Here is a 23,552-nt window from a genome sequence, read left to right as displayed (position 1 = left end):
ATGTCCGTGCTGAGCGGGGTCATCCCTGTGGCCCCAACCATCTTCGCCGAGGACGAAACTCTGGACCTGCCCGGGCAGCTGCGCGTCCTGGACTACCTCGTCGACGCAGGCTCCGACGGGGTGTGCATCCTGGCGAACTATTCGGAGCAGTTCTCCCTCGACGACGCCGAACGGGACCTGATCACCGTCAGCGCGCTGCAGCACCTGGGCGGACGCCTTCCGGTGTGCGTTGCCACGAGCCATTACAGCGTGAGGGTCGCCAGGGCCCGGGCGTTGCGCGCTCAAGAGCTCGGGGCCTCCCTGGTGATGCTCATGCCGCCGTTCTACGGCGCCGGCATCACCGCCGATGAAGAGTCGATCCTCGAGTACTTCAAGCGGCTGACGGACGGGCTGCACGTCGACGTCATGATCCAGGACGCCCCGGTGAGCCCGACCCGGCTTTCAGCGGCGCTGCTGGCACGCTTGGCGCGCGAAATACCCCAGGTCAAGTACGTCAAAATCGAGATGCCGCAGACCGCGGACAAGCTGCGTGCGCTGATCGCCGCTGCCGGGGATGACCTTCCTGGACCCTTCGACGGCGAGGAAGGCATCACGCTGATCCCCGACCTGGAAGCCGGTGCCAGCGGAACGATGAGCAGCGCGATGGTTCCCGACAAGCTCGGCCCGATTGTGCGTCGCTTCCACAAGGGCGAACGCGACGAGGCGGCGAAGGACTGGGAGGCGGTGCTGCCGCTCATCCACTTCGAGAACCGGCAGTGCGGCCTGCGCGCGACGAAAGCGCTCCTGCAGGAAGGCGGCATCATCGCGAGCGACAGGACGAGGTCTCCCTTCCCCGATTTGCCGCCCCACACCCGCGGCCAGCTGATCAGACTGGCGGAAAGCCGGGACCCGCTCATCCTGCGCTGGGCCTGAGGCCCTCGACGCCGTCGTCCCGGCGCCGCTGAGGCCTGAATACCGCTAACCGAAACAGCGAAGGAGCACTCATGGCCCTTAAATCGATCGAAACCATCAGGACCGGCCTGCAACCGAACGTCACCATCGTCGCGATCCGCGACCAGGACGGCAACCTAGGCCTCGGAGAGACGTTCTTCGGCGCATCCAGTGTGGAAGCGTACATCCACGACGTCGCCGCTCCCGTGCTGGCCGAAACCACCGTCGACACGCCCTCGGCCGCGGCAGCCGCGCTGGAGCCGTACGTCGGCTACACCGGCTCGGGTGCCGAAGCCCGTGGGAACTCCGCCATCGACATTGCGCTTTGGGACCTGCTTGCCAAACGCGCGTCGCTTCCGCTGAACGAGCTGCTCGGCGGCCGCTTCCACAACGGGCTCCCCGTCTACAACACCTGCGCCGGATACTCGTACATCAACGCCGAGTCCCGCCAATCCTCGTCCAACTGGGGCACCAGCCTCACTGAGGCAGGACCAGGAGGAGGTTACGAAGACCTGTGGGCTTTTCACAATGAACCCGCGAAGCTGGCCCGCGAGCTGGTCGAGGCCGGTTATCCGGGTATGAAGATCTGGCCGTTCGACCTCGCAGCCGAGCAGAGCGGCGGCAGCCGTTCCGCCGATCTCCGGGCCGGCCTGGCGGTGCTTGAGGCCATCAGGAACGAGGTGGGGGACGAAATCAACATCTACCTCGAGCTGCACGGCCAATGGACGCTTTCAGGAGCCACCCGACTGCTGCACGCCGTGGAACCTTACGACCTCACCTGGGCGGAAGACCCGATCAGGTCGGACCAGCCGGAAGCGCTCGCCGTGCTGCGCTCGCGAACCGACATCCCGATCGCAGTCGGAGAGAGCACCGGCGCCGGAAACCTCGGTTACAGAGCCCTGCTGGAACAAGGCGCCATCGACACAGCGATTCTTGACCTCGGCTGGTGCGGCGGCATCACCCAAGGCAGGAGGGCGGCCCACCTGGCTGACAGCCACGGGCTGCCGGTGGCCCTGCATGACTGCACTGGGCCGATCGCGCTCGCTACCGCAGTTCATCTTGCGACCGCCACCCCGAACGTGGAAGTCCAGGAAGTTGCACGAGCTTTCTACCATGGCTGGTATCAGGACATCGCCACCGGCTTACCCGAGCTCAGGGAGGGAACCATCAGCACGACGTCGGCACCGGGCCACGGCATCGAATTGGCGCCTGGGTTCCTCTCGCGGGCAGACACGTCCCGCCGGGTCACCACTCTGTAGCGCAAACCACTTCCAGGAGGACAGGAAATTCATGGATTTGAAACGTCAGGCACTGAAGTTTGTTCGGCTTGGGCCTGTGGGTGCTGAGCGTCCGGCGGTTATTGCCGAGGATGGTTCCGGCGGCGGGAAGACGTACGATCTGACGCCGTTGACGGCGGATGTGGACGGTGCTTTCCTGGCGGCCGGGGGTGTCGATGAGGTGCGCCGGGCTTTGGGGGAGGGGCGCCTGCGGGAATTGGATGCTGCCGGGCTACGGGTGGGTTCCCCGGTTGCGCGCCCGTCGGCGGTGGTGTGCGTGGGGATGAACTACGCCGCCCATGCGGCCGAGTCGGGGGCGGAGCCGCCGAAGGTTCCGATCATCTTCTTCAAGACGCCGAACACCGTCGCCGGGCCGGAGGACGAGGTGTCGATTCCGCGCAACAGCACCAAGACGGACTGGGAGGTTGAGCTGGGCGTGGTGATCGGGAAGCGGGCGAGCTATTTGTCCTCGGTGGAGGACGCGGCGTCGCACATCGCCGGCTACCTGGTGGCGAATGATTTGTCCGAGCGCACGTTCCAGATCGAGGACTCGGGCGGGCAGTGGTCCAAGGGTAAGTGCGCTCCCGGGTTTGCCCCGCTGGGTCCGTGGCTGGTGCCCGCGGACGAGGTGGATCCGGATAACCTGCGGCTGCGCAGCTGGGTCAACGGGGAGGCCCGGCAGGATTCGAGCACCGCGGACATGATTTTCCCGGTCCGTTACCTGATCCACCATCTGAGCCAGTACATGGCCCTGGAGCCAGGGGATGTGGTGCTGACCGGAACACCGCAGGGCGTGGCACTGTCCGGCAAGTTCCCGTACCTAAAGGCCGGGGACGTCCTCGAACTTGAAATCGAGGGCCTGGGCCGGCAACGCCAGACCTTCGCCCAGGCCTGAAGCAGGCGCAACGGCACGGCAGCGACGGAAGGAGATGTGATGGGTGAAATGGACTCGCTGGTGGCCATCGTCACCGGGGGGGCCTCCGGCATCGGGGCGGCGGCAGCGGCAAGACTCGCGGCAGCAGGGGCAACTGTGGCCGTCCTGGACCTGAACCCGGGTGAGGCAGGCGACGGGCATTTCGCGGTGGGTTGCGACGTGGCGGACGATGCCTCGGTCGCCGCCGCGGTGCAGGCCGTCGTCGACAGATTCGGCCGGCTGGACATCGTGGTGAACAACGCCGGGATCGGAGCGCAAGGAACTGTCGAAGACAACACCGACGAAGAGTGGCACCGGGTGTTCGACGTCAACGTGCTGGGTATGGTGCGCGTCAGCCGCGCGGCCCTGCCGCACCTGCGGCGTTCGCCCGCCGCCGCGATTGTGAACACCTGCTCCATTGCCGCCACCGCCGGTCTGCCCGCGCGGGCACTCTATTCGGCCAGCAAGGGCGCAGTTCTTTCGCTCACGCTGAGCATGGCGGCGGACCACCTGCGGGAGGGCATCCGGGTGAACTGCGTGAACCCCGGCACGGCCGACACGCCGTGGGTCTCCCGGCTTCTCGCTGCAGCGGATGATCCCGCCGCGGAGCGTGCCGCCCTGAACGCGCGCCAGCCCCACGGCCGGCTGGTGAGCGCGGACGAAGTGGCAGCCGCCATCGTCTATCTGGCGTCCCCGTCGGCCGGCTCCACCACGGGGACCTCGCTGGCGGTCGACGGCGGGATGCAGGGGCTGCGGCTGCGCCCCGTCCAGTGAAACGGGTCAGCCGCGGAAATGGGTGGACGGCGCTTCCTGTCCGATGGACTGGAGGACGGCGGCGGCGACAGCGTTCAGCTTGATGTTCCGTCCGCTCGAGGCGGCTTTGAGTATCGTCATGGCGGTGTCGTGGCTGCACCGGTTCTGGCCCATGATGATCCCCGCCGCGACGTCGATCACGGTGCGGGAATTCATGGCTGCCCTGAGTTGTTCCCCGGTGTCGGCCAGCCTCGCGATGCGCACGGCCAGGCGCAGTGACTTCGAGGCCTCGTCCGCCAGGGTCTCGGCGGCGGCAACATCCTCGGCAGTGAAATAGCCCGCGATCGGGGCGTACAGGTCCAGCCCCGCCTGGGCTTCCCCCTCGAGCCGGACAGGAATTCCGAGCGCGGAAAGGATGCCGTGGCTGGCAATCGCCTCGGCGTATCTGCCGAACCTTTTCTCGGTCCGGAAGTCCGCCACCACGTATGTGGTTTCCTCGCGGGCTGCGCGCAGGCACGGACCGTCGTCAAACGGGTACTGCACCTCGTCCATCTTTTGCGCCTGCTCGTTGCTGCTCGCCACCGTCGCCTTGGTGAGCGGGCGAAGGAGTGTTACTGCGGCAAGCACTTCGGTTCCGCGCGAGGAGAACTTGCCGGCGGCAAGTTTCGCCAAACCGGTGAGGAATTCGCCGATGTCTTGGCTCTGCAGGACCATGTCCTGCAGAGCGCCCGGCAGCTGGGCTTCGCTGCGGCTCGTGTTATCGGGCATGTCTCTCACTTTCGGGGCTTTCGCCGTCAGCGCTGCGGCCGCCGGGACCTGCACGGCGTTGACGGCCTCGCCTGAGTTGCGACGCCTGGGTGAGCTAACCCTACGCTCCCGCGGGTGCCCGTAGACTTGCGCTGTGGATGCTGGTCACGGGACGCTGGGTAGCCGGAGCTCCGAGGCGGTCGCAACCCTCGCCCCCGGATATTTCGCACTCGTGATGGCGAGCGGCATCATCTCGGTTGGCCTCGAGCTCGAGGGGTTCCACGCGTTCTCCGCCATCTTGCTCGCGGTGTGCGTCGTCGCCTACGGGGTCCTCGTCGCTCTCAACGCCGTGCGGCTCGCCGCTTTCCGGCGCCCTCTAAGAGCCGACTTCATGCACCCTGGCCGGGCCTTCGGCTTCTACACCTTTGTGGCCGGTACCAACGTCCTGGGCGTGCGGCTTGCGATGACCGGGGCGCACTGGGCGACGGCGGTCCTTCTTGCCGTCGCCGGGCTGGCGTGGTTCGTGCTCGGCTACGTCATCCCCTGGACAGCCGTCCTCGGTCGGGACGAGCGGCCCGTGGTCAAGGACGCCAACGGAACCTGGTTCATCTGGTGCGTCGCGAGCCAGTCCGTTGCCGTGGCCTGCGCGACGCTCGAGCCGCTCGCCGGCAGTTGGAAGGCGGGCCTGGCCCTGCTCGCCGTCGTGGCGTGGTCCGTGGGGATCATCCTCTATGCGGCCGTCGGCATCTTCGTCTCGCTCCGCCTCATGATGTACCGGATCAGGCCCGAGGACCTCGGACCGGCGTACTTTGTGGCGATGGGTGCGATGGCCATCACCGTCCTCGCGGGTGCGCGCATCGTTGAAATGGCGGATGCCCCCATGGTGGCAGTGACGCGCGGGCTCGTGGCCGGCGCCTCGGTGGTGTTCTGGGCGTTCGCCTCCTGGCTGTTCCCTGTCCTCATCGCGGCCGGCTGCTGGCGCCACCTCGTCAAGAAAGTTCCGCTCTCCTACGAGCCCGGACTGTGGGGGGTTATCTTCCCGCTGGGCATGTATGCAGTGGCTGGCATATACCTTGGCCGCGCGGACCGCCTCCCGGTGGTTGAGTTGATCGGGCGGACCGAACTCTGGGTCGCCGTCGGTGCCTTTGCCGTGACCATGGGAGGGATGCTGTTCCATCTCTGGACGACGCTCGTCCTACCGCGGCCCGGGCGCGAGCGGGCACACCCGTAGCTCATTGCATGCAACCTTGCATGCTATGAGCGATAGACTGGGTCCATGGAGACCAGTGCCGCCGCAGAGCGCGCCTACCAGCACGCCAAGCAGCTGATTCTGACGGGGTCCGTGCAGGGCGGGGAGTTGCTGTCGGAAGGCGTCCTCGCGGCTGAATTGGGGATCAGCCGCACGCCTGTGCACGAGGCGTTTCTGCGGCTGGATGCGGAAAAGCTGCTGAAACTGTCCTCACGCCGCGGGGCGGCAGTGGTGCCGATGGCTCCGGACGAGGCGCGGGACGTCCTGGAGATGCGGGAGGCAATCGAGCTGTCCACCGCCCGGCGCGCGTTGGCGGACGGCCCGCCGTCGCCGGAAGCGATCGCTGAGCTGAAGGCCAATCTTGAGCGCCAGCGCCAGCTGGCGGCGGCCGGGGACATCGACGGATTCGTCGAGGCGGACAACGAGTTCCACGCCTCGATCGTGCGTGCTTCGCGGAACCAGACCGCGCTGCACTTCCACGACGCGTTGCGCGACCGCCAGCACCGGCTCCGCCGGCAGCTGCTGCACGTGGGTCCGGAGAACGTCGCGGCGGCGCTGGCGGACCACGAGCTGATGCTGGCGGCGGCCGAAACCGGAGACGCTGAGGAATTCTGCCGCCTGATCACCCAGCACGTGCGCCGGCACCGGGGAATCCTGTGATGCGGGGCTGGAAGGGAGTCTTTGGTGCCCTGTTTGTCTGCTCATGGGCAGGAAACCAGTTCAGCCCGCTCCTGCTGATGTACGAAAACACGCGCGGGTACGACGCCGTCACCGTCAACGCGTTCCTTGGGGTCTACGTCCTCGGCTTGGTGCCGGCGCTTCTGCTGGCCGGGGTGCTCTCGGATCGGTACGGCCGGAAACCGGTGATGACGGCGGGCGTGCTTTTCGCGCTGCTGGCCAGCGCCGTGCTGTCGCTCGGAGCGGTCGGAACGGCGCCGATCTATGCCGGGCGGCTGCTCTCCGGCATGGCGGTCGGAACGGCGATGGCGGTGGGTAGCACGTGGCTGAAGGAGCTTTCCCAGCCACCCTTCGATCCCGCGGCCGACCGCGGATCCGGAGCGCGCCGCGCGTCCCTGGCCTTCACGCTCGGCTCCGGTCTGGGGGCGCTCCTGGCCGGTGCCCTGGCTCAGTGGGGGCCGCTGCCCGAGGTCCTGCCCTTCCTCCTGCACCTTGTCGTCGCGCTGCCGTTCGTCGTCGTCGTGCGCCGCATCGAGGAGACGGGCGGAACCAGCCGCGAGCCCCTGCGGGAACAGCTCCGCGTCCGCTCGATTGCACACAAGCGCTTCCGGCGGGTTGTTCTCGTCACCGCACCGTGGATCTTCGGCGCCGCCGCGCTCGCTTATGGCTACACCCCGGTCCTGCTCAAAGCGCAAACCCAAGGGTTCGGCATCGCCTATGCCACGCTGCTCACCGTTGTGTCCTTGGGCGTTGCCGCGGTTGTCCAGCCGGTGGCGAAGCGACTCGATTCCGTTTCCAGTGCCCGCGGCATCACCTTCGCCCTGCTCGTCCTCACCGCCTCGGTCGCCTGCATCGGGCTTGCCGTTGCGACGGCTTCGGTTTGGTTCGGCATCGTGTCCGCGGCGCTGAGCGGCGCGGGAATCGGGACGGCGCTCTCCACCGGACTGCTCGAAGTGCAGCGCATAGCGGGCACCCGCGACCTGGCCGGCCTGACGGGTGCCTTCTACGCGGCCGCGTATGCCGGGTTCCTCCTGCCCACGCTGATGGCAGCGATGACGCCGCCGTTCACGTCCGCCCAGCTTTTCGCTGCGCTCGTGCTCCTGGCACTCGTCTCAACCGCCGTCGTCGTGCGCAACTTCCGCAAGCACCTGCCGGCGGTAAGCGCGGCCGGCTGAGGCATTTAGGTGTTGTGTGTGGCCGGGGCGCTGATGGAGACAGAGTTTCCGACCGGACCCCTGCCGGAGCTTTCGTCAACGCCGGCCGGCTGGTTGACGTCCAGTGAGGTGGGGAAGAGCTCCGGACTGTAGGTGTAAAGCAGAGTGGCGAAGGTTTGGATGAGCAGGTTAACGCAGAACCCGAAGATCACTATGGCGATCGGATTGAACGTGAGTCCGTAGGCAAGGCCGCTGGCGGCCGTGGCCAGCGCAGCGATGACCAGGGGTACCTTGCGACCGAAACGGTCTGACACCGGCCAAGCGAGCAGTGCCCCCGGGATGGCGCCGATGGTGGTCAGCGCGGCGAACTGCAGCGACTGGGTCAGGCTGAAGCCTTGCTCGGCCAGGAGCGTGGGAACCCATGCCACGAAGCCGTAAAAGCCGAGGGTCTGAAAAATCCAGACCACCGCGAGGAACAGTGTTCGGCGGCCGACGGAACCACGGAACAGTTGAGCAAAAGCGGGCTTGGATTCGGTCTCGGGGCGCACAGACTTCAGATCTACCGGTCCGAGGTGGGGTGCGTGGTGTTCAAACTTGGCGAGGACTGCTTCGGCGTCGAGGTGCCGGCCTTTGTGCTGGAGCCACCTCGGGCTTTCGGGGAGAGCCAGGAGTGCGGGGACCGCGGCCAGGGCCAAGGACCCGGCCACGAAGACCAGTCGCCAGGCGTCATGCCCGAGGGGGATGATGCCCCTGGCGAGGAAGGACATACAGGGGATCCCCGCCAGCCCGATTGCCATGACCGCGGCCTGCATCCTGCCGCGGCGCGAAGCGGGCATGACCTCCGAAATGTACGTGGTGGCGGCCACCACCATGGCTGACAGCCCGGCACCGGTGAGCAACCTGAAGGCAAAGAAGCTCGGTATGTCATAACCGAGGGCGTTAACGAGGGAGAACACGGAGAAGACGAGCGTAGAGAACACCAGTGCGCGCTTGCGCCCGATATGATCGGAAAGCCGTCCGCCAAGGCTCGCACCAAGTGCCATGCCGGCAAAGGCGGCGGAGGTCACAATGGCGATGTCTGCGACGCTGAACCGGAGGTGTTCCTTCAGCGCGGGCGCGACGTACGCAAACGTGTTCAGGTCGCCGAATTCAAAGAGGAACACGAAGGCGAGGGTGAGGAGCGCGAGTTTGTGCAGGCGCGTGACGGGCAGCCGGTCCATGCGGGCTGCCACAAGTGCGGCGGATGGCATTTATCCTCCTTGATAAATCTTCTGGATCATATTTTCGCCTCGTAGGGCGACGTTTCCGCTATCGGGCACCGGCCGAAGGTGCGCCGTCCCCGCTCCAAGTAACGAACCGCGTGCGGAGGGCCACCAGGCCGTCGTTACGGCTGAACATGGAGCGGCCCTTACCGCCTGCCTGGACGAGCCAGAGGAACCGGCCGTCATAGGTCACGCCGTCGGCCGTGCCGTCGGACACTTCCACCCCGTCTCTGAAGAGGGTGATGCGGTCGTCTGTCTGGATCAGAGTCCAGTCCGCGATGTATTCCGCGGGAGCGCCGGTTCGCCGGTGCGGGGAGCGGAGGACTGTCATGGGGATTCCTGGTGCATAGGGGTCGGCGGTCCCGTCGCGGGACCCGGCCCGAGCCGGGACCCGCGACAGGATGGTAGGAGCTACTTGGTGTAGCCGAAGACCTTGTTCCACGTGGCCAGATCTTCCTTGCCAAAGGTGATGGCGTCGGAGTTCTGCATGCGGTAGACCTTGCCGGAATCGACGGCGGGAAGCTTCACCCCCATGATCGTGGGCGGTGCGACGTCGGTGCGGACCGGGTATTCGCCGATCTGGGCAAACACCTGCTGGCCCTGCTTGGAGAGGTTGTAGTTCAGGAATACCTTCGCCGCTTCCGCGTTTTTGGCCGTGCCGGTCATTCCGAGGTAGTAGTCGTAGGAGACCAGCCCTTCGTTGGGGACGACGAACTTCACGGGTGCTTTGTCCTGCACGGCGGAGATGTTGGTGCCGCTGATGGTGACGGTGCCGACGGCGATCTCACCGCGCGCGAGCGCAGTGGCTTCGGCGCCGAGAGAGTCATAGATCTTGGGTTTCTGGGCGGCGTACTTGCTGAAGTAGTCGCTGCCCAGCTTGGTCTCCATGAACCTGTTCAAAGCCGCCGTACTGCCACCGGAGCCGCCTTGGACGATGCCGATCTTGCCCTGCCATTTGCCGCTGACCGCGTCTGCCCAGGACTTGGGGGCGTCGGCTTCCTTTACGAGCTGCGTGTTGTAGCCGAGGGTGTAAACGGAGTTGAACATGCGCGTGAATTTGCCCCCGTCAACGGAGACGTCCTTGAACTTGGCCGCCCCGGGGACGTCGTACGCCTTCCAGACGCCGGCGTCCTCCATTGACTTGGCGATCCGGTAGTCGGAGGTGCGGATGACGTCGGCGGCGAGCTTGCCTGCGCCCTGTTCGGACAGCACCCGCTCCGAGAGCTTGTTCGGGGTCAGGCGCACGACGTTCACCTTAATGCCGGTGTCCTTGGTGAAAGCTGCCACGAGGGCGCTTTCGGAGGAGTCCGTGTAGCCGGAGTACAGCGAAAGGGTCTCGGTCCTGGCCTTGTCGAAGGTTGCCTTGTCGGCGATCGTTTCTCCATTGATCACCAGGCCGTTGTCAGTGTTGACGTTCGCGGCGGCGGTGACGACGCTGGCGCTTTGTGCCGCGCTTCCGCAGGCGCTGAGTCCAACGGCGAGGAGCAGGCCGGCAGCCGCGACGGCCGGCAGTTTGGACGCTAACTTCATTGTGTGTCCCTTTCGAGTGGTTGATGGGGCGGTCAGCTCTTGGTCTTGCGTTCCCCGCCCGCTTTTTGTGCGATGACGGCGAGGATTCCGATCACTAGGCAGTAGAGGACGCTGACAGCCGCAGCGGCCTGGCTTTGCCCGTTGTCGAAGTTGTCGAACACGAGGATGGACAAGATCCGGGTGTTGGAGGTGAACAGGAAGATGGAGGCGCTTAGCTCCCGCATCGAGAGCATTAGGAACAGCAGGAAGGAAGACGTGATGCCCACCCGCATGAGGGGCAGGGTGACATCCACGACCGACCTCGCGCGCCCTGCCCCGAGCATGACGGCGCTGTCTTCGAGATCCTGATCCATTTGGAGCATCGATGCCGAGACACCGCGGTAGCCCTGTGGAAGAAAGACCGCGACGCACGCGACGGCGAGGATGGCCAGCGTTCCGTAGATCGGCAGGGGCAGCAGCAGCCAGGTCCAGAGCAGGCCGATACCCATCACGATGGCGGGTACTGCCAGGGGGGTCATGGCGACCAGCTCGATCAGGCGTCCGGTCCGGGACTTGGTGCGGTAGCGGACGTAGGAGGCGATGAAGCTCAGGGTGGTGCCTGCGAAGGCAGCGATCAGGGCGACCAGCACGCTGTTTTTGAGGGCGAGCTGGAAATCGTTGGAGCCGAGGACCTCGAGCAGTTTCGCAAAGCTGAGCGAGTTCGCTTCCAGCAGCTGGGAGATTGAGGAAACGAACGGCGTGGCCTGCATGGAGGCGGTCAGCAGGGCGAGCATTGGCAGGACCACGGAAACCGCGAAGTAGCCCACGGCCAGAAGCGTGAACGGCCAGCGCAGCTTGCGCAGAGGCACCTGCCGGGGCCGGTTGCCCTTGCCTGTCATCGTGGTGAACTTGCGCTTGTTGATGATGCGTTGCTGGATAACGGTGACAGCCATGAGCGCGACGGTAAGGATGACGGCGACGCTGGCGGCTTGGTTGCTCTTCGCCGGAGTCGCGCTCATCAGGCGGTAAATGTAGGTGGGCAGGGTATCGACGCCGGCAGGGTTGCCAATGACCTGGGCCACGGGAAAGTTCTCCATGGTCAGAGCGAACACGAGGACCGCTGAGCCCAGGATTGCGGGCAGCGCCAAGGGCAGCGTGACGGTTCGAAGCATCGTCCGCAGGGGGGCTCCGTGCACCGTTGCCGCTTCTTCCAGGTCCGCGTTCATCATTGACAGCGAGCTGTGCAGCAGCAGGAAGGCATAGGGGGCGTAGAAAATTCCGAGGACAAAGACCAGCCCGGGGAGGCTGTAGATGTTGATGGCAGCGTCAATCCCGAGATCCCGCAGGAGGATATTGATGTAGCCGGCGCTGGGGGAAGACAGGAGCGACCAGGCGAGGGCTCCGACGAGGGCGGGAATGAACATCGGCGCCATGCCGATGAAGAAAATGAACTTCCGCCACGGTGCGTCCGAGCGGGCGCAGACGAAGGCGAGGAAGGCTCCGATAAGAAGGGCGATGAGTGCTGAGCCGGTTCCCACCATGAGGGAATTGACCAGGGCCCCGAATGCTTCGGGTGTGGCCAACAGGGCCAGATTGGAGAGAGTAAGTCCGCCCAGGGAGATGCTGCCGGGCCGGGGAACGCTGTCAGAGAATGCGGCGAGGAGCACGAGGCCGAGGGGGAGGACGACGAGGACGGAGAGGATGATCAGGACGACCAGGCCGGAGGTGTTCTTCTTCAGGACTGCCAGTGCGCGCGCCGGCCGGTGGCTGCCTTGCGCCGAGTTTGACGGGTGTCGTGCTTCTGCCGCGGTGGTCCTGGTGGGCGTCTTGAGGCTCATGCGAAGACCTCCGCCGGCAGGATCTGCACTTCGCGTGCGTTCACGGTGACCCAGACGCGGTCGCCCACATTATGCTGCTCGCCCCGCTTGAGGCCACCGAGGACATCGAGCTCCGGGCCGGCTTCAAGTTCGACGGCGTAGCGCACGTCGTTGCCTTGGAAGCCGGCTACACGCACCGTCCCCGGCCAGGAGTTCACGCTGCCCGTGGGTGCTGCGGTCACTTGCAGGTCTTCGGCCCGGATGCACACTTTGGGGGAGAGAGCGGCTTGGGCTGGCGGTTGGGTGGCGTGGATGGTCAGGTCACTGGCAGCAATACGTGCAGCGGTCTGTCCGTCAGCGGCCGTGATCTCCGTACATTCCATGATGTTGGAGACGCCGAGGAAATGGGCGATGGATGCGCTGGCGGGGGCCTCGTACATGTGCCGGGGTGCGCCCATCTGGACGATGCGGCCGCCCTGGAGCAGCGCGATGCGGTCCGCCAGTGCAAACGCTTCGTGCTGGTCGTGCGTGACGTACACGCAGGTGAGTCCGAGCTTGAGCTGAATCTCGCGCAGTTCGACGCGGAGGCGGTCACGCAGGCGTGCATCAAGGTTGGAGAGTGGTTCGTCCAGCATGAGGACGCTTGGCCGCATGACCAGACTGCGGGCGAGGGCTACCCGCTGCATTTGTCCGCCGCTGAGCAAACTCGCTCCGCGCTCGGCAAACTGGTCCAGGCCCACCAGGGTGAGGGCCTCGGTGACTCTTTCGTCGATTTCCTTCGTGGCGAGCTTCTTGCGCTTGAGCGAGTAGGCGACGTTTTGGGCGACGGTCATGTGCGGCCAGACCGCGTAGGACTGGAAGACCATCCCTACGTTGCGCTTGTTCGGCGGGAGGTTGATTCCCTTTTCGGAGTCGAAGACAACGATGTCATCGATGATGATCCGCCCGGAGGTAGGTTCTTCCAGACCGGCGATGCAGCGCATGGTGCTGGTCTTGCCGCAGCCTGACTGTCCCAGGAGGACGAGGGCTTCACCGTCTTCGATGTCGAGGTTGAGGTTCTCGATGGCTGTGAAGCTTCCGTATTTCAGTTGCAGGTTTTGGATGCTGATCTTCATGGCTTTTCCTTGGGCTGGTGGTTGCCGGTTCGGATTTTCAGTCGCGCGGCACCAGGACGGTGCCTTCGCTGATGACGCGGGCTGAGCGCTGGAACGAGGCTTCGGAGGGCTCGGGTGCGTCAAGGCCCACAATGGTTTTGTTCTTGAGCAGGTGGATCAGCAGTCCGGCGTTGTTGTCAGCGGCAGCCACTGCCTGCCGCTGCACGACGGTTCCAGGCGTCCCGAAAGCTGCGGCGACGGCAACGGCACTGGTCAGGCCGATGGCGGGGTGCAGTGCGCTCATGGAAATCATTCGGGCCGATATTCCTGATGATCCTTCCGGCGGTGCGCCCACCACGCCGACCTTCGGGACCGAGCTGAGGCCAGCGGGAAGGTTCATCTTTTGTGCCGCGGCCGCCCGTAGTGCGGGCGCCAACCGAACGAGACCGTCCAGCTCTGCGGCCTCCTCCCTGCCGGAAAGTCCCAGGTCGGGGGCATGGAAGAGCGCGGCCGGGGCGCCGGCGTCGATCAGGGTTGCCTGATAGCGGTGGCCGTCAAGCTCTATTTCGTCAATGGGGCTCCCCGTGGGGTACTGCGGGCCGTAACTGGACCAGGTGTCCTTTTGGAAGATGACGTCCACTGGTACGCCCGGATAGTGCTGGCCATCGAGCCTACGGCCGCCGTAGACCGGCACGTGTGCGCCCGGTGTCGGGATCTCGCAGACAAGCCGAAGCCCGGTCAGAACATTCAAAATGGTTACACGGGTGACCTCGGCTGCGGGAGCGACCAGGCCGCTGTGGAGAGCGTAGAGCCCCAGTGCCGTGGCGCAATTGCCGCAATTGCTCGCCCACTCGACGGCGGGCTTGTCGATGGCAACCTGAGCGAACCGGTACCGCACCGTTCCGTCCCCGTCCACGCCGTCCACGACAATGGCTTTGCTTGTTGTCGAGGAGGCGCCGCCCACACCGTCAATCTGCCGTAGGTCGGGGGAACCGAAGGTGCGGATCAGGAGCCGTTCTGTCGCATCGACGTCTGCAGGCAGATCTTGCGCACGGAAAATCCAACACTTGCTGGTACCGCCGCGAACGAGCGTTGAGGGGACAGAGACGACCGAGGGTCGGGCCGCCTGTGGCTTGGTCCCGGACAGAAGCGCCATTGTTTCTCCTTGAAGACTGCACGGACTGCATGCAGTTGGGGTGAATCTGCAAGAGGAGAGTCGAAAAGAATCCCGTGAACTCCACCTGTATGTCGTTGCTCACAAACGGTATACCGTTGGCGCGAAGGGCGCAACAGTCGTGCGGCAGTGAATACAACCGCTAGAAGATGCGCGCAGTGAGGCCGGGGAACATGAAGGGCCGCACGGACCTCTGTCTACAGACACGACAAACGGTATGCAGCGGGTTAGAATTGCGTCTCGGGGTATGGCGCACGGCGTCATCCCACTTTCCTGTATGGAGACCGGAGGCATCGCGTGACGTCACAACCTGTGATGAGCCCTTACCTGATGATCAGAAATGCCATCATTTCGCAGGAGTTTCCGCCGCGGGCCCAGCTCGTCGAGAGCGCTTTGGCCAAGAAGTACAACGTTTCGCGGACTCCCATCAGGGAAGCCCTGAGGCGTTTGGAGACGGAAGGGCTGGTCGAGCGCTTCGGCTCACGCATGCAAGTGCGTGAATACCGTCCGGAAGAGATGCTCGACCTCTACGAGGTGCGGACCTTCCTGGAGGAGGCTGCCGCCAAGACCGCGGCCCTTCGCCACACGGATATGGATCTGATGCTTATTGAGCGGGCCCATCAGGCGATGGTGGATGTCGATTTCGATGCTGCTGCGCCTGCGGAGCTGGCTGCCGTCAACCGCACCTTTCACGAGCGGGTCTGGGCTGCGAGCCATAGCGCTGCGCTCCTGGATCTGCTTGACCGGATTCTTGTGCATTTCATCCGGTACCCGGGCACGACGCTTTCAACACGGGAACGCTGGGACCGGGTTCTGAAGGAGCATGAGGAGCTCGTGGCGGCTATCCGTGACCGCGATGCCGAGGAAGCCGGCAAGATCGCCAGCGCCCACATGGATGAAGCTAAGAACATTCGGATCCAGATGTACATCGATGCGCAGGAAATCAGCCAGAACGCTCAGCGCTGAGGCGCTCGGCGTGGAAATTTAGCAGGACCGGCTCTTCCCTCGGCTTCGCGCCAGGTCGGCCCCAGGATTTTCCCTGCCCTGGACAAGGGCACCAACCCCGAAGGAGTAGCTGTGCACGGATCCATCGTCGTCGGAGTGGACGGAAGTGAAACGGCCCATCGGGCGGCGCAGGCGGCCGCCCGGCTCGCAGCGGAAAGAAACGCGTCGTTGCACTTGGTGACTGCCTACGGCAACGAAAAGACGGAAGTCAAAGAGATCGCCGGCGAAGCCTGGACCATCTCGAATGCATCTGAAGCGCTGAGGATAGCGCAGCGAACCGCCGCCCTGCTTGCCGAGGAAACCGGAATTCAAGCCTCGGCCGTGGCGGAGGCCGGCAAGCCGCACGAGGCACTCACGCGAGAGGCGCTGCGGCTCCACGCAGGCACTATCGTCGTCGGGAACCGTGGAATGAAGGGCATCGGCCGGGTGCTCGGCAGTGTTGCGAACTCGGTTGCCCACCATGCCCCCTGCGACGTCTACATCGTGAAGACGGACTAAGCACCCCCGAAGGCTCCGGGCGAGTCTGATGCACACATCGGCGCACCTATGTATACAATCGTATGCAGCGATGGAGCTGCGAGGAGGATTGTCGATGATCAGAACCGAAGTGCTTGTGATTGGCGGCGGAAACGCCGGATTTACTGCCGCCCTTGCTGCCTCCGAGCGGGGTCGCGAGGTTGTCCTGGTGGAAAAGGCTGAGGAACCAGCCTCGGGCGGTAACAGCTTCTACACTGCCGGAGCCACCCGTATCACCCACCAAGGGTTGGAGGAGCTCCTGGAGTTCGTCGAACCGGACGAGCGCCATGCCGTGACCGAGGTTCCTGCCTACACTGCCGCCGATTACCTCGCCGACCTGTCGAAAGTCTCCGAGGGCCGCAACGACCCGGCACTTTCTTCAGTCCTTGTGCAGGAGAGCAACCCGACCATGCGCTGGCTGCACGGGATGGGCCTGAAGTACCGTCTGATGTACGAGCGCCAGGCATACCGGACTTCGGACGGTGGCTACTTGTTCTGGGGTGGCCTGCACGTGGGCAATGTGGGCGGAGGGAAAGGCCTCATGGCCGATCACCGCGCGGCGGCGAGGCACCGCGGGGTTGAAGTCCTCTACGGGTGTGCCGCCAGCGGATTGACCGTGGAGAACGGCCGGGTGACCGGCATCCACTACAGATCGGCGTCGGGCGGGGGGATTATCGAGGCCGAATCCGTGATCATTGCCTCCGGTGGCTTCGAAGCATCACCGGAACTGCGGGGCCGCTACCTGGGTGAAGGGTGGCAAAATGCCAAGGTTCGTGGCACCCCTGGCAATACCGGGGAAATGATCCTTGCGGCGTTGGACGCCGGAGCGGCAAGAGGCGGCGACTGGTCGAGCTGTCACAGTGTGGCTTGGGACGCGTGGCACCCGAACAACGAAAGCAACCTCGAGCTGACCAACCAGCTCACCCGCGGCGGCTATCCCCTCGGGATCATCGTCAACAGAGACGGCGTCCGCTTCGTGGATGAAGGGGCCGATTACCGCAACTACACTTACGCGCGGTACGGCCGTGACATCCTTTCCCAACCCGGCTCAGCCGCTTTCCAAATCTTCGACTCATCCTCCCGCGGCATGCTTCGTGCCGAAGAATATGACATGCCCGGTGTCTCGGTCGTGTGCGCCGACACCGTCGACGAGCTGGCGCTACGAGCCGGGATCGACCCCGATGGGCTTGAGGAAACAGTGCGGAGCTTCAATGCTTCCATCAGCGACGCGGTGCCCTTCGACCCCAACATCAAGGACGGAAGGAAGGCGCGCACCACCCCACCGAAAAGCAACTGGGCCCGCAGCCTCGCGTCCCCTCCCTTCTACGCCTTCCCGGTGACCTGCGGCATTACCTTCACCTTCGGGGGCTTGAAGACAGACACGTGGGGCCGGGTGCTGGGTGAACACGATGCACCGATCGACGGGCTCTACGCATGCGGAGAAGCTCTCGGCGGCCTCTTCAGCGGAAACTATCCGGGAGGATCCGGTCTTGCAGCCGGCGCCGTCTTTGGACGTCGGGCCGGCTCCGTCGCTTGAACGCCACAGGCCGGCCGGTGCACCCCACCGGCCGGCACGCACCACCGCCAACAGGAAGAGGACAAATGGCCACCACCCCGGTCCATGAGCAGCTTCGCCGGGACATCCTGGCGCAGGTTTTCACCTCCGACGAACCGCTGACGGAAGCTAAGCTAACCGAGCGGTACGGGGCGTCGCGGACGCCGGTTCGGGAGGCCCTCCAACGCCTCGAGCAGGACGGGCTCGTTCAACGCCGGGGCAAGGTGGTGGTGGTCCGTACGCACTCAGCCGAAGAAATCATCGACATCTACGAATCAAGGATCGTCCTCGAACAGGCCGCCGCGTCAAAGGCCGCAGCCAAATCGACGCCCCTGGACCTGCGACTGCTCGAGGCCACCCTGCAGAAGATGCGAGAGCTGGACACCGCCGACGGACGGGCCCTCGCAGAAACGAACCGAACCTTCCATTCACAGCTCTGGCACGCCACGCACAGCCCCTCACTCATCGGACTGCTCGAACGCCTCGACCAACAGGTGCGCCGTTACACCTTGACCACGCTGACCTTCCCAGGCAGATGGGCTGAGGTACTCGCAGACTACGCAGAGCTTCTCCGGGCCATTGAGGCAAAGGATCAGGAGGCAGCAGGGCAGATCGCGGCCCGCCACATGTCGGAAGCCCTGAACATCAGATTGAAGATGTATGCGGAGGATCCGAACACACTCTAGGAGGGCCTTCCTTGTCCTGTCCGCGCACCTATTAGACCCGCCGGCCGACACCCCTGCATACTCCATCGCAACAGGTAACCCGAGAGTCGGGCGCAGGGATGGCCGGTGAAAGGAGGCGGGGCACGCTCCCAAGAGCATGCCCCGCCTCACCCCCAATTCCAGGCGCTTGCCCATGCCATCCGAACAGCGAACCGCCGGTTGAGGCCGTGGGAGAGCGTCCCTGAGTTCCCGGGCGCCGCCGCGCGCAGCGTGAGAACCGTCCGTTGTCCGGCGCACGTTTCGGGACGAAAGCCCCGTACCGGAAGCGGCCCAGGCGCGTAGCCTGATCTCGCTGGCGGACCGTCCTTCAACGACGACAGGAAACGGAAGGTGTCAGCAATGGGAGCAAAGGAAAACGAGGCCCTGGTTCGGCGCGGCTATGAAGCCTTCATGGCAGGGGACATGGCCACTCTTGGCACGCTCTTCACCGACGACGCGGCGTGGCACGTCGGTGGCAACGGAGCCCTCTCTGGCGATAAGCAAGGCAAAGACGCGATCTTCTCTTACTTCGGTGAGTTGTTCTCGCGTTCGGACGGGACATTGCGGCTGACCTTGGAAGACGTACTGGCAGGGGAGGATTATGCCGTCGGGGTGCAATCCAACCACGCCAAGCGCAACGGCCGGGAACTGGACCAACAGATCGTTGTCTTGTTCAGCCTGCGGGACGGCAAGGTTTGCGACGGTCGCGAGTTCTCCGAGGACACCGCTGCGAACGCCGACTTCTGGTCGTAGAATCGGCGGCCGTCAAAGCGGATCTTGCGGAAGCGGCGCCCTCCGGCCGCTTCCATGCTCCCCGCTTCGTAAATCAAACTCCGGCGCTGCAGAGTCTCGAGCCGTCGATAGAGCGCGGCGCGGGACACACCGGTGAAGGCGGGGAGTGCTGGCGCGACATGCCGCTGGCGGCCCGGATCAGGTCCAGAAGATGACCGCGAGGTGGCGCCGCTGATCCTGATAGATACATTCGATTGTCATCGGTCCTCCTGTCCGGCTGATCGTCATCTCGGCCGCCGGCCGTCCGCCATGCTGCCCCGGAAGTGTCGCAGGCGGCAAGAATCAAGCGTCGGAGCCGATCCACTCCAAGGCGGCTGCGGCGGTCCACGCCTGGTTCAGGCTACCCAGCGGTTCTCCGGTGAAGGGCTCGTAGTACTCACTGAACTTCAGGTCCGCAAGTTGCTCCAGCGAAGCGGTCCTGAGCATCTCGTAGAGGTCGCCCTGCCCGTTGCGCTGAGCCGCCCAGCCGAGCAGGAGGTTTAGGAACGGCCAGACCGGACCGCGCCAGTACGTTCGGGGCCGGAACGCGGGACTGGAGGGGGAGGTCGACGGCGGCAGTGGGAAGCGCAGTCCGGGATAGCCCATCCAGTCCGGACCAAGGAGCAAGGCCCGCTGGGCAGCGAGGGATTGGGCCCCGCCCCCCGCCACGAGGGGAGCAAAACCGGAGACCGTGTCGGTGGCGATCCATTCCCCGGCCAGGACGTCATAGTCGCGGGCCAAGCCGGTGCGGGGATCGACCGTGGAGGCAACGCCGTCGCGGAAGCGCCGCGACAGCCCCCTCAGTTCCTCCGCCTCTGAAGCGCGTCCGATGTCGTCCGCCAGGGCGGCGAGGACATCGCTGGACGCGGCCATGATCCCGGAGAAGAACACGTCCCGGACACGGAAGTCCACCACGTCCTGCATGGCCTTGTCGTCATAGTTCACCGAGGCCATCTGCTGGACGAGCCACAGGTACTTGGTGTACTCGGCGTCGTCAGGACGTTCGCTGGCGTCGGCGACGTGGAGGGTGTCCCGCCGGGTGAACGGTTCAACTGTCCCTGGGTTGATGCGCGCATACGGGCCGTCCCAGCGAGGGGAATTGTCGAAGCCGGATTCCCAACCGTGGTGGATCTCGATCAAGCCCGCGCCGTCGGGGTCCCGGACGTCGGCGAGCCAGCGGTGCCACGCCAGCCAGCCGTCGAAGGAGTCGCGCAGGAATGACTCGGCCGCTTCCTGGTCCTTTCCTCCGTTTTCCCGCCCGCGGTCAACAATGTGGCGGACCGCGATGGCGTGCACCGGCGGCTGGCAGATGCCGCTGCTCTTGACTGCGGACGGCCGGGCTTTCGCCGACTCGGTTCCCCAGCGGTCGAAACCCGGGAAGTAGCCGGCGGAATTTTCGTTGAAGACGATGTGGGGGATCATCCCTGTTGACCATTGCGCCGCCAGAAGGCTCCGCAGTTCGGTGATGGCACGCGGGACGTCGCAGCGCGCCAGCCCAATGGCCACGAAGGCGGCGTCCCAGCTCCACATGTGCGGGTAGAGGTTGGGTGCTGCGCTGGTCATGGTGCCAAGGTCGTTGAGTTTCAGGGCTTCAATGGCGGCCCGTCGCAGTTCCGTGACGCCGACGCGGGTTTGGGGATTCACTTGGCCTCCAGTGCCAGGGATGTCGCGCTGTCGTAGAAGCGCAGGGTGTTCGGGGAGAAGGTGAGCCAGATGGTCTGGCCCGGCAGAGTCCGGAAGGTCGGCAGGGCCTGCACCTTACTGCTCTGACCGTCGACGTCGACCGTCAGGAGGACTGAGGAGCCCATCTGCTTGACCGCCTGCACAGTCGCCGGGACACGCCGGGAGGACGCTTCGGCGGGACGGCCGCCCTTGCGGGGAGTGCTTGTAGCTGTGGTTCATTGACTGCTCCATTCAGGTGCGCGCCGCTGCAGCGCCTTTCGTCTAAGAGTGAGACAAAACGTTTGGATGTGCCAAGGACCACACTCGCCGATAGCATGAGCCTCCGGCGCTGGGCGGCTCGTGGCGGGCGTCGATCGAGCTATCGGGCGCGCGTCCTCGGAGATACCATTGTTGAACCCTGCTCGAAGACGGCACCCGCTGAGCTTCCGCGCAACGGGATCGATCTTTACACCAGGAGATACAGGCTGTGGCACAATCACCGGTCAAGGGCCGCCGCGCGCAGGCAGAATCTGCCAAGATCAACGCGATCCTGTCGGACCATCCCGTGATCGCAAGCATCAAGGACGAGGACGGGTTGCGGGCCGTTCTCAAGGCCCCGTGCCCTGTGGTTTTTGTGCTCTTTGGATCAGTGATGTCGATCAGAGGAATCGTGCAAGCCCTCAAGTCGGCCGGCAAGACGGTCTTTGTCGATGTGGACCTCCTTGACGGTTTCTCCAGCAAACCGGTCGTGGTGGATTTCCTGAAAGCAAACACCCAGGTTGACGGGGTCTTAAGCTCGAAGGCCGCAATAGTCCGGGCGGCGAAATCTGCAGGACTGTTGTCGGTCCACCGCCTCTTCCTTATTGATTCATTCAGCTACAACAGCCTGCCCAAGCAGGTCTCCATATCGGGCGCGGACGCCATCGAGATCCTGCCGGGATGCATGCCGCGGGTAATCTCCTGGGTCTGCGACGACATAGATCTTCCGCTGATAGCCGGCGGCCTGGTGTGCGACAAGGAAGATGTCATTGCAGCGCTGGGCGCAGGTGCCACCGCGGTGGCCTCGTCCAATCGCGACGTCTGGCTCATGTAGGGGGCGGCGTCCCAGCCCTATGCAGGGCCGTGGACTGTGTGCTAGAGTCCACTTCAACTTAAAACTTCATACTTGTTCCGGGCCTGGCCCGAAACGGTTGCTCGAAAACTAGAGAACAGCGACCCCCAATTCCAAGGGGATCGTTGTTCTCTTTTTTTGTGCCCGTCGTCGAACAAGGTGGAGGTTGAGCCACAGCCAGAAGATTATCTGCTTGAAAAGAACGGAACATTCGAATTGACAACCCTCACTCGCGAAGAGATCGTAAGCGCCTACGTCGATATCCTCGGCAGTGACCGCGTGATCACCGATGAGCAAACCCTCCGGGAGAACAGCGTCGACCGTTACTACAAGGTCGAGAATGTATTCGGGATCTATTCGCTGCCACTTCCGGCAGCTGTCGTAAAACCGTCCACGCCCGAAGAAGTTTCGTCAGTACTCAAACTGGCAAATGAATACGGCATCAGCGTCGTTCCGAAGACCGGGGGCTCTGCCACCGAAGGCGGCCTCGAAACCGTCGTCGAGAATTCCGTCGTCATCGACGGATCCGCGATGAACGAGATCATCGAGATCGACACGGACAACATGCTGGCAACAGTCCAGTGCGGTGTTCGCCTGCAGGATCTCGAAGACGAACTGAGGAAAGTCGGCTACACCACCGGGCACTCCCCGCAGTCCAAGCCGATCGCTCAGTTCGGGGGCCTGGTTGCCACTCGCTCCATCGGACAGTTCTCGACTCTTTACGGCGGCATCGAAGACATGCTCATAGGGGTTGAGACGGTCTTTCCCAACGGCGAGATCTGCCGCATTAAGAACGTCCCGCGCCGCGCGGCCGGTCCGGACATCCGCCACCTGGTCCTCGGCAACGAGGGTGCGCTCAACTTCATCACCGAAGTGAGCGTCAAGATCTTCCGCTACTATCCCGAAAACAACCGGTTCTACGGCTACCTCCTCGACGATATGAAGACCGGCTTCGAGATCCTCCGCGAGGTGGTCACCCAGGGTTACAAGCCTTCTGTCGCGCGCCTCTATGACAAGGAAGACGGGCTCTACCACTTCGAGCACTTCTCCGACGGGCGCTGTGTGCTGATCTTCATGGCGGAAGGCCCTAAGCCCATCGCTGATGCGACGGGCGAGGCGATCGAGCAGATTGTTGCCTCTTTCTCCGCTGCCGATCGTGTTGCGGATTCGCTGATCGAGGACTGGTTCAACCACCTCAACTGGGATGTCTCAAAAATCGAGGAAGAGCGGGTGGAGATTCGCGAGACATTGAACAACGGCTTCACGACCGAAATTTCGGGAAACTGGAGCGTTATCAACGACATCTACAACAACGCCCTGGCGAGGATTCGCAGCGAAGTTCCGGCGGAATTCACCCTGCTCGGCGGCCACTCGAGCCACAGTTACCTCAACGGAACCAATATGTATTTTGTCTACTACTACAAAATCGACGTGGATCCCACCGAAGAACGCACCACCTACCACGACCCCATTCAGAACATCATCGTCGAGGAAACACTGAAGCTCGGCGGTTCGATGTGTCACCACCACGGCGTAGGCAAGCACCGCACGCACTTCCTGGCTGAAGAATACGGCTCCTCGCTGTACATGCTGGAGACTCTCAAGTCCGCCTTCGACCCGAACGGCATCATGAACCCCGGCACAATCTTTCCCCTCTGAAGCCGTCGAAAA

The 23,552-nt window shown here is 64.3% G+C and carries 22 protein-coding genes and 1 pseudogene; 14 read left to right on the top strand and 9 right to left on the bottom strand.

The window, feature by feature from the left end; genetic code table 11:
• From KIH31_RS16990 to KIH31_RS16975, 4 genes are all read left to right on the top strand, one after another.
• The gene (locus KIH31_RS16990; RefSeq protein WP_214428323.1) at positions 1–912 is read left to right on the top strand and encodes a dihydrodipicolinate synthase family protein; all 912 of its coding nucleotides are present in this window, start codon (positions 1–3) and stop codon (positions 910–912) included.
• Positions 913–983: 71 nt separating this feature from the next.
• The gene (locus tag KIH31_RS16985) at positions 984–2,189 is read left to right on the top strand and encodes a mandelate racemase/muconate lactonizing enzyme family protein (protein ID WP_214428322.1); all 1,206 of its coding nucleotides are present in this window, start codon (positions 984–986) and stop codon (positions 2,187–2,189) included.
• 52 nt (positions 2,190–2,241) lie between these two features.
• On the top strand, positions 2,242–3,102 hold the full coding sequence (locus KIH31_RS16980) for a fumarylacetoacetate hydrolase family protein (protein WP_214428375.1): 861 nt from the start codon (positions 2,242–2,244) through the stop codon (positions 3,100–3,102).
• A gap of 39 nt (positions 3,103–3,141) precedes the next feature.
• A complete protein-coding gene (locus KIH31_RS16975; protein WP_214428321.1) occupies positions 3,142–3,894 on the top strand; it encodes an SDR family NAD(P)-dependent oxidoreductase in 753 nt (250 codons plus the stop codon).
• Between the two features lie 6 nt (positions 3,895–3,900).
• Here KIH31_RS16975 and KIH31_RS16970 read toward each other — a convergent pair whose 3' ends face one another.
• Complete coding sequence (locus tag KIH31_RS16970; protein ID WP_214428320.1) at positions 3,901–4,641, bottom strand: GAF and ANTAR domain-containing protein; 741 nt, start codon at positions 4,639–4,641, stop codon at positions 3,901–3,903.
• 133 nt (positions 4,642–4,774) lie between these two features.
• On the opposite strand from KIH31_RS16970, the gene KIH31_RS16965 reads away from it, so the two are divergent.
• The 3 genes from KIH31_RS16965 to KIH31_RS16955 are packed head-to-tail and all read left to right on the top strand — an operon-like array spanning position 4,775 to position 7,722.
• Complete coding sequence (locus KIH31_RS16965) at positions 4,775–5,851, top strand: tellurite resistance/C4-dicarboxylate transporter family protein (RefSeq protein WP_307857689.1); 1,077 nt, start codon at positions 4,775–4,777, stop codon at positions 5,849–5,851.
• 45 nt (positions 5,852–5,896) lie between these two features.
• Positions 5,897–6,529 carry a GntR family transcriptional regulator gene (locus tag KIH31_RS16960; protein WP_214428319.1) on the top strand — a complete coding sequence of 211 codons (633 nt, stop codon included), beginning with the start codon at positions 5,897–5,899 and terminating at the stop codon, positions 6,527–6,529.
• On the top strand, positions 6,529–7,722 hold the full coding sequence (locus tag KIH31_RS16955) for an MFS transporter (RefSeq protein WP_214428318.1): 1,194 nt from the start codon (positions 6,529–6,531) through the stop codon (positions 7,720–7,722). Before KIH31_RS16960 ends, KIH31_RS16955 begins: the two co-directional genes overlap by 1 nt.
• A gap of 5 nt (positions 7,723–7,727) precedes the next feature.
• Here the strand turns inward: KIH31_RS16955 and KIH31_RS16950 are convergent, their stop codons facing one another.
• From KIH31_RS16950 to KIH31_RS16925, 6 genes are all read right to left on the bottom strand, one after another.
• Positions 7,728–8,951 carry an MFS transporter gene (locus KIH31_RS16950; protein WP_214428317.1) on the bottom strand — a complete coding sequence of 408 codons (1,224 nt, stop codon included), beginning with the start codon at positions 8,949–8,951 and terminating at the stop codon, positions 7,728–7,730.
• A gap of 58 nt (positions 8,952–9,009) precedes the next feature.
• On the bottom strand, positions 9,010–9,294 hold the full coding sequence (locus KIH31_RS16945) for a hypothetical protein (protein WP_214428316.1): 285 nt from the start codon (positions 9,292–9,294) through the stop codon (positions 9,010–9,012).
• A gap of 80 nt (positions 9,295–9,374) precedes the next feature.
• Positions 9,375–10,493 carry an ABC transporter substrate-binding protein gene (locus tag KIH31_RS16940; protein WP_214428315.1) on the bottom strand — a complete coding sequence of 373 codons (1,119 nt, stop codon included), beginning with the start codon at positions 10,491–10,493 and terminating at the stop codon, positions 9,375–9,377.
• A gap of 32 nt (positions 10,494–10,525) precedes the next feature.
• Positions 10,526–12,310, bottom strand: a complete 1,785-nt coding sequence (locus tag KIH31_RS16935) for an iron ABC transporter permease (protein ID WP_250546150.1) — start codon at positions 12,308–12,310, stop codon at positions 10,526–10,528.
• Positions 12,307–13,404, bottom strand: a complete 1,098-nt coding sequence (locus KIH31_RS16930; RefSeq protein WP_214428314.1) for an ABC transporter ATP-binding protein — start codon at positions 13,402–13,404, stop codon at positions 12,307–12,309. The genes KIH31_RS16935 and KIH31_RS16930 overlap by 4 nt, the downstream gene beginning before the upstream one ends.
• Positions 13,405–13,441: 37 nt before the next feature.
• Positions 13,442–14,539, bottom strand: coding sequence for a PrpF domain-containing protein (locus KIH31_RS16925; RefSeq protein ID WP_214428313.1), 1,098 nt, complete (start codon positions 14,537–14,539; stop codon positions 13,442–13,444).
• A 333-nt stretch (positions 14,540–14,872) separates the two neighbouring features.
• Here KIH31_RS16925 and KIH31_RS16920 point away from each other — a divergent pair, with 333 nt between their 5' ends.
• The 5 genes from KIH31_RS16920 to KIH31_RS16900 all read left to right on the top strand — a co-directional run bounded on the left by KIH31_RS16920 (position 14,873) and on the right by KIH31_RS16900 (position 19,090).
• The gene (locus KIH31_RS16920; RefSeq protein WP_250546149.1) at positions 14,873–15,523 is read left to right on the top strand and encodes a GntR family transcriptional regulator; all 651 of its coding nucleotides are present in this window, start codon (positions 14,873–14,875) and stop codon (positions 15,521–15,523) included.
• Between the two features lie 111 nt (positions 15,524–15,634).
• Positions 15,635–16,060 carry a universal stress protein gene (locus KIH31_RS16915; protein WP_214428312.1) on the top strand — a complete coding sequence of 142 codons (426 nt, stop codon included), beginning with the start codon at positions 15,635–15,637 and terminating at the stop codon, positions 16,058–16,060.
• Positions 16,061–16,154: 94 nt separating this feature from the next.
• A complete protein-coding gene (tcuA, locus tag KIH31_RS16910) occupies positions 16,155–17,615 on the top strand; it encodes an FAD-dependent tricarballylate dehydrogenase TcuA (RefSeq protein WP_214428311.1) in 1,461 nt (486 codons plus the stop codon).
• A gap of 65 nt (positions 17,616–17,680) precedes the next feature.
• Positions 17,681–18,319 (top strand): GntR family transcriptional regulator, encoded by a 639-nt coding sequence (locus KIH31_RS16905; RefSeq protein ID WP_214428310.1) that lies wholly within the window; start codon positions 17,681–17,683, stop codon positions 18,317–18,319.
• Positions 18,320–18,697: 378 nt separating this feature from the next.
• The gene (locus KIH31_RS16900; protein WP_214428309.1) at positions 18,698–19,090 is read left to right on the top strand and encodes a nuclear transport factor 2 family protein; all 393 of its coding nucleotides are present in this window, start codon (positions 18,698–18,700) and stop codon (positions 19,088–19,090) included.
• 321 nt (positions 19,091–19,411) lie between these two features.
• Here the strand turns inward: KIH31_RS16900 and KIH31_RS16895 are convergent, their stop codons facing one another.
• Positions 19,412–20,752 (bottom strand): glycogen debranching protein, encoded by a 1,341-nt coding sequence (locus KIH31_RS16895; protein WP_214428308.1) that lies wholly within the window; start codon positions 20,750–20,752, stop codon positions 19,412–19,414.
• Positions 20,749–20,949, bottom strand: a pseudogene (locus tag KIH31_RS16890) (TOBE domain-containing protein); the annotation flags it as partial. The gene KIH31_RS16895 and the pseudogene KIH31_RS16890, both read right to left, overlap by 4 nt.
• A 308-nt stretch (positions 20,950–21,257) precedes the next feature.
• On the opposite strand from KIH31_RS16890, the gene KIH31_RS16885 reads away from it, so the two are divergent.
• Positions 21,258–21,863, top strand: a complete 606-nt coding sequence (locus tag KIH31_RS16885; protein ID WP_214428306.1) for a glycerol-3-phosphate responsive antiterminator — start codon at positions 21,258–21,260, stop codon at positions 21,861–21,863.
• A 72-nt stretch (positions 21,864–21,935) separates the two neighbouring features.
• Positions 21,936–23,540, top strand: a complete 1,605-nt coding sequence (locus tag KIH31_RS16880; protein ID WP_250546147.1) for an FAD-binding oxidoreductase — start codon at positions 21,936–21,938, stop codon at positions 23,538–23,540.
• Positions 23,541–23,552 lie beyond the last annotated feature (12 nt).

The sequence above is a fragment of the Paenarthrobacter sp. DKR-5 genome (genome assembly GCF_018531425.1).
Taxonomy (GTDB): Bacteria; Actinomycetota; Actinomycetes; order Actinomycetales; family Micrococcaceae; genus DKR-5.
The sequence above is the reverse complement of the archived record's forward strand: the minus strand, read 5'-3'. Positions and strand labels throughout refer to the sequence as shown.

Bases quoted from the DNA above. Each gene is read 5' to 3' on its own strand.
- KIH31_RS16990 (WP_214428323.1), top strand. From the start codon at position 1: ATGTCCGTGCTGAGCGGGGTCATCCCTGTGGCCCCAACCATCTTCGCC.
- KIH31_RS16985 (WP_214428322.1), top strand. From the start codon at position 984: ATGGCCCTTAAATCGATCGAAACCATCAGGACCGGCCTGCAACCGAAC.
- KIH31_RS16975 (WP_214428321.1), top strand. From the start codon at position 3,142: ATGGGTGAAATGGACTCGCTGGTGGCCATCGTCACCGGGGGGGCCTCC.
- KIH31_RS16970 (WP_214428320.1), bottom strand. From the start codon at position 4,641: ATGCCCGATAACACGAGCCGCAGCGAAGCCCAGCTGCCGGGCGCTCTG.
- KIH31_RS16960 (WP_214428319.1), top strand. From the start codon at position 5,897: ATGGAGACCAGTGCCGCCGCAGAGCGCGCCTACCAGCACGCCAAGCAG.
- KIH31_RS16955 (WP_214428318.1), top strand. From the start codon at position 6,529: ATGCGGGGCTGGAAGGGAGTCTTTGGTGCCCTGTTTGTCTGCTCATGG.
- KIH31_RS16950 (WP_214428317.1), bottom strand. From the start codon at position 8,951: ATGCCATCCGCCGCACTTGTGGCAGCCCGCATGGACCGGCTGCCCGTC.
- KIH31_RS16945 (WP_214428316.1), bottom strand. From the start codon at position 9,294: ATGACAGTCCTCCGCTCCCCGCACCGGCGAACCGGCGCTCCCGCGGAA.
- KIH31_RS16940 (WP_214428315.1), bottom strand. From the start codon at position 10,493: ATGAAGTTAGCGTCCAAACTGCCGGCCGTCGCGGCTGCCGGCCTGCTC.
- KIH31_RS16935 (WP_250546150.1), bottom strand. From the start codon at position 12,310: ATGAGCCTCAAGACGCCCACCAGGACCACCGCGGCAGAAGCACGACAC.
- KIH31_RS16930 (WP_214428314.1), bottom strand. From the start codon at position 13,404: ATGAAGATCAGCATCCAAAACCTGCAACTGAAATACGGAAGCTTCACA.
- KIH31_RS16925 (WP_214428313.1), bottom strand. From the start codon at position 14,539: ATGGCGCTTCTGTCCGGGACCAAGCCACAGGCGGCCCGACCCTCGGTC.
- KIH31_RS16920 (WP_250546149.1), top strand. From the start codon at position 14,873: ATGAGCCCTTACCTGATGATCAGAAATGCCATCATTTCGCAGGAGTTT.
- tcuA (WP_214428311.1), top strand. From the start codon at position 16,155: ATGATCAGAACCGAAGTGCTTGTGATTGGCGGCGGAAACGCCGGATTT.
- KIH31_RS16905 (WP_214428310.1), top strand. From the start codon at position 17,681: ATGGCCACCACCCCGGTCCATGAGCAGCTTCGCCGGGACATCCTGGCG.
- KIH31_RS16900 (WP_214428309.1), top strand. From the start codon at position 18,698: ATGGGAGCAAAGGAAAACGAGGCCCTGGTTCGGCGCGGCTATGAAGCC.